Source organism: uncultured Campylobacter sp., from assembly GCF_905373215.1.
Lineage (GTDB): Bacteria > Campylobacterota > Campylobacteria > Campylobacterales > Campylobacteraceae > Campylobacter_B.
Genome location: NZ_CAJPRT010000046.1, coordinates 1 through 4900, shown reverse-complemented (window position 1 = coordinate 4900; position 4900 = coordinate 1). Strand labels below are relative to the sequence as shown.

Annotated in this window: 3 protein-coding genes and 1 pseudogene; 1 reads left to right on the top strand and 3 read right to left on the bottom strand. The window is 52.4% G+C overall.

Features of this window, described 5'->3' with window-relative positions; genetic code table 11:
- The 3 genes and pseudogenes from QZ176_RS10280 to QZ176_RS10270 all read right to left on the bottom strand — a co-directional run.
- Positions 1-500, bottom strand: a pseudogene (locus tag QZ176_RS10280) (hypothetical protein); the annotation flags it as partial.
- A gap of 73 nt (positions 501-573) precedes the next feature.
- Positions 574-1053 carry a hypothetical protein gene (locus QZ176_RS10275; protein WP_295153370.1) on the bottom strand — a complete coding sequence of 160 codons (480 nt, stop codon included), beginning with the start codon at positions 1051-1053 and terminating at the stop codon, positions 574-576.
- A 102-nt stretch (positions 1054-1155) separates the two neighbouring features.
- On the bottom strand, positions 1156-2295 hold the full coding sequence (locus tag QZ176_RS10270; protein WP_295153369.1) for a hypothetical protein: 1140 nt from the start codon (positions 2293-2295) through the stop codon (positions 1156-1158).
- 74 nt (positions 2296-2369) lie between these two features.
- Between QZ176_RS10270 and uvrA the strand changes: the two genes are divergently transcribed.
- The coding region (gene uvrA / locus QZ176_RS10265) for an excinuclease ABC subunit UvrA (protein WP_295153367.1) at positions 2370-4900 on the top strand (2531 nt) is incomplete at its 3' end.

The window sequence follows — 4900 nt, the reverse complement described above, 5'->3', positions numbered from 1 at the left end:
TGCTTGTAAAAGGAGCCGATCGCGCAATAGGAACAGTCAAAGCCGCACGAATTAACCGCATCGAGCGTCAGCAGATTGCAGCAGCGCGTGTTTTTGCTTGCGACCGGACAGCGGCCCAAAGCGATACGGTCTGCGCGAAAGGAGGAAATTTCAAATTTTTTCGGCTCGTAATCGCTTTCGAAGCTCGCGTATGAGTGCGGGCGCGACTTGAGATCCAGCCAAACCTCGCGCACGAAATTAATAATTTGCTCGCCGTTTGGAACTTTCCCTGTTTTATTAAATTTAGCTTTATTAAAATTTAACTCGCGCTGCTCGTCCGCAAGCAGCTCATAAACGGGCGCCTCGTCCCACGCCTCAAAATCGCTCGCAAACTCCGCAAGCTGCTTTCGTTGCTGAAATGAAAAGTGAAATTTTTCAAATAGCGCGCCCAAAAACGCGCTCGATCGCTCGCCCAGACTCACGCCAAACTGCGCTCCTAGCTCCTTTTTTGCCTCCGTCATCTTGCTCCGCTTCGTTTAAATTTTACAAATTATACTTAAATTTCGCGCGCCGTCACTGAAAATCGTTGAAATTTCAGATCGCGCCGCAGAATAGTCGCTCGAAATAGAAGGCATAAGCTAGCGTAATAGCGACGTTTAGGATCAAAATTCCGCCGAGTGCGAACTTTTGCGGGATTTTTTTGACGCCCGTTCGGTAGTAATACGGCAGGGCGCAGAAAAACGCGGGCAGCACGAGTAGAATGATGCCTAGCGGCATGCCCGTGCCGCCGGTGCCTATCTCTGCACTGCGCACGAACTGCGCCATGGCGGGGAATTTGAGGGCCGCGAAAATGGCCGCCGCAAAGAGTAGCTGCACGCAGACGCAGTAAAATAGGTAACGCGCGCCTATTAGAGCGTCTTTTAGCCATAGCCCGATACAAGCAAATGCGAGCAAAAGAGCTAAAAAGACCAATAAGGGCGGATCCGCGAGCAAATCCGCCACGGCATACGCGCAAGCCGCGACGCATGCGCACGCCAAGAGGGCAAAACATAGATAAAAACCTTTTATTTTCATCGTTTCTCCTACGCCTCCGCAATACCTTTAAATTTCGCGTCGTATTCGGCATATGAAGCCAAATTTATCTCTCGGCTCGTTTTTTTGCGTACGCATCCATAGTTAAATTTTGCTCTTTATCGCGGCGCGGATTTGCGGCAGGCGCGCCTTTACGAGCTCATAGACGAAGCTTTTGCTAAGCCGCTCGCCGCGCAGATGATCGCTTACGATCTTCATCATCGCCCACGGCATGCCCGCCCGCTTGCAAGCATTAACAAAAAGCGCACTCTCCATATCGTAAAGCCTGATGTCGCGATTTTCTAGCCCGCAAGTAGCGTCTTTTGCCGTGCACGGCGTATTTTGTATTGCGCGCGCTGCGGTATTCGTCGCAGCGCTGCGCCCACCTACCGCGATTTGTGAGGGTTTTACGCTCGCTAAATTTTGCGCCTCGACCTGCGTCGCGCTTTGTGTCGCAACCCTCGTCGCGTCGCGCGTGAAATTTTTTGTATCTGCCGCGCCGTTCGTATCTTGCGTTGTGGCTTGTGCGCTTGTCTCGCCGCACGCCTCGATCGCTGCGACATTTGCTGCGCTCGCCTGCTCCGCTGCGTTTAAAATTTTAGGCTCGCTCACGCAGATTAAATTTGCCTGCAGCTTGCCGTCCAAACTCGCGCCGCAAAATTCCCGCTCGCAAACGTTTTGAAATTTTAGAGCCTGCTCGTTGTGTTCCCCAACCTGCGAGCGATAAAATTTCGATCCGTCCTCGCCGCAAAATTCCTGCGCCGCCGTGCCGTCAAAGTAAAACGCCTCGCCGATTTGCACGCTTGTATCCTCGCAGCCGCAGACGCCTATGTTTAGCGCAAAGTCCACGCGCCGCGAAAGTAAAATTTCGCCGAAGCGCTCTGAATTCTGCGCGGAATCAAAATTTAAAATTTTAAAATTTTCAGCCACATTTCGCGCAGAACCGACCTCTACATCGTCCAAACGATGCTCAAATTTTGGATCCGCGCCGCGCCGATCCTTACGAAGCTCGCGCCCGAATTCTGCGTCTGTCTCGGTACGGCGAACAAATTCCGCGCCGGGTTCGCTCTTAAATTCTATTTCTATGTCGCCTGCAGCGCCTGCTTTAAATTTAGCCCCAAACCTCACGCCGCAGATATATAAAAGCATCTGCTCGCCTGCGAATAGATCGCCGCTACGCGTAAGTTTAAAACTCTCGATTATCGCTTGGGCTTCGCAGCGCAAAGCCGTGCAGATTAGTATCATCGCCGCCCCTTCCAAAAGCGCAATTTTAACAATTTGAGCTATAATGTAAGATTAATTTGCACAAAAGGGCGAAAATGAACGATCTCATCACCATCACGGGCGCGCGTGAACACAATCTGAAAAATATAAATTTGCAAATTCCAAAGGACAAACTCGTCGTTTTTACCGGTCTTAGCGGCAGCGGCAAGAGCACGCTGGCGTTTGATACGCTATATGCCGAGGGGCAGCGCAGATATGTCGAGAGCCTAAGCAGCTATGCGAGGCAGTTTTTAGACCGCGTAGGCAAGCCCGACGTCGATAAGATCGACGGTCTGACGCCTGCGATCGCGATAGATCAAAAAACGACGTCGAAAAATCCGCGCTCGACGGTGGGCACGATCACCGAAATTTACGACTATCTGCGCCTCTTATATGCGCGCGTGGGAGTGCAGCACTGCCACAAATGCGGCAAGCCGATCTCAAAGATGAGCTCCAGCGACATCATCGCCGAGATTATGAAGCTGCCGCGCGGCGCAAAGGTGATCTTAGGCGCGCCCTTGGTGCGCGAGAAAAAGGGCAGCTTCGCCGATATGCTGCAAAGCTTGCGCGAGCAGGGCTACGTGCGCGCTCAGATAGACGGCGTGCTGGTGCGACTGGATGAGGAGATCGAGCTGAGCAAGACGAAAAAGCACTCGATCAAGGTCATCATCGACCGCACGATCATCGACGAGGAAAATTCCATCCGTATCGCAAGCGACGTCGAAAAGGCGCTTAAGCTCAGCTTCGGCGAGCTTGAGGTGGAGATCGCAAACGCCGCCGAGCTGGGGCTCGCGCAGAGTCTGATCCACTACAGCGAGCATATGGCGTGCTTTGATTGTAAAATTTCATTCAAGCCGCTCGAACCGCTTGCGTTTAGCTTCAACTCCCCAAAGGGCGCGTGCGAGAGCTGCGACGGGCTGGGGATAAAATTTAGCCTCGATCTGGGCAAGATCATCAACGAAAATGCCTCGATCGAGGGCGGCGCGATCAAGGTAATGTCGGGCTTTAACAAGAGCTATTACTATAAATTTCTGCTCGGATTTTGCGAGGCAAACGGCATAAACGTCAAAATTCCGTATGCAAACTTAAACGAGGAGCAAAAAAAGCTGATCCTCTACGGCAGCGTCAAAGAGATCGATTTTTACTGGAAAAAACACAAGCTCGTGCGTAAATTTGAGGGCGCGATCAAATACGCCTACGATCTGCTCAAAAACGAAAGCGATCTGGACGATTATATGAGCGAAAAAATTTGCCCCGACTGCGGCGGGCTGCGCCTGCGCCCCGAAAGCCTCGCCGTAAAGGTCGCAGATAAGGGTATCGGCGACGTGATAAATATGAGTATCGCAGACTGCGTGGAATTTTTCAGCGACGAGAAGCGGTTTTTAAATTTAAGCGAAAAGGACGCGCAGATCGCAGCACCAATCCTAAAAGAGATCAACGAAAGGTTGTTTTTCTTAAAGGACGTGGGACTTGGATACCTCACGCTGGGGCGCGATGCGCGCACCATCAGCGGCGGCGAGGCACAGCGTATCCGTATCGCAAGCCAGATCGGTTCGGGTCTTAGCGGCGTGATGTATGTGCTCGACGAGCCTAGCATCGGGCTTCACGAGCGCGATACGCAAAAACTCATCAAGACGCTACGAAATTTACAGGAAAAGGGAAATTCCGTAATCGTCGTCGAGCACGATAAAAAGACGATCGAGGCGGCAGATTTTGTCGTAGATATCGGCCCTGGGGCGGGCAATCTAGGCGGCGAGGTCGTATTCGCAGGAGACATCGCGCATCTGCTTAAAAGCAATACGCAAACCGCGCTGTATCTGAACAACCAAAAGGAGATAAACTACCAAAAGCATCGCAAGCAAGAGCTTTGGCTAAGTATCAAAAACGTAAATATCAATAACATCCACGGTCTTTGCGCAAAATTTCCGCTGCGAAATTTAGTCGGCATCACGGGCGTTAGCGGCAGCGGCAAGAGCTCCTTGGTGCTGCAAACCATACTGCCTACCGCGCTTGAGGAGCTAAATCGCGCCAAAAAGGTGCACGCGGTAAAGGACGCTAAAATTTCGGGGCTTGATAGCCTGGATAAAGTGATCTATCTGGATCAAACCCCGATCGGACGCACTCCGCGCAGCAATCCCGCGACCTACACGGGGGTGATGGACGAGATCCGCGCGCTTTTTGCCGCGACGAAGGAAGCGCAGCTGCGCGGATACAAGATCGGCCGCTTCAGCTTCAATGTCAAGGGCGGGCGCTGCGAAAAATGCGCGGGCGAGGGCGAGATCACGATCGAGATGCACTTCCTGCCCGATATCAGCGTCGTTTGCGACGTTTGCCACGGCACGAGATACAACGCGCAGACGCTTGAAATTTTATACAAAAACAAAAGCATAGCCGACGTTTTGGCGATGAGTATCGACGAGGCGCTCGAGTTTTTCAAAGCCGTGCCCAAAATTTATCAAAAGCTAAAGACGCTCGCGGACGTCGGGCTCGGCTACGTTTCGCTAGGCCAGCCCGCCACGACGCTTAGCGGCGGCGAGGCACAGCGCGTCAAGCTCGCCAAGGAGCTAAGCCGCACCGATACGGGCAA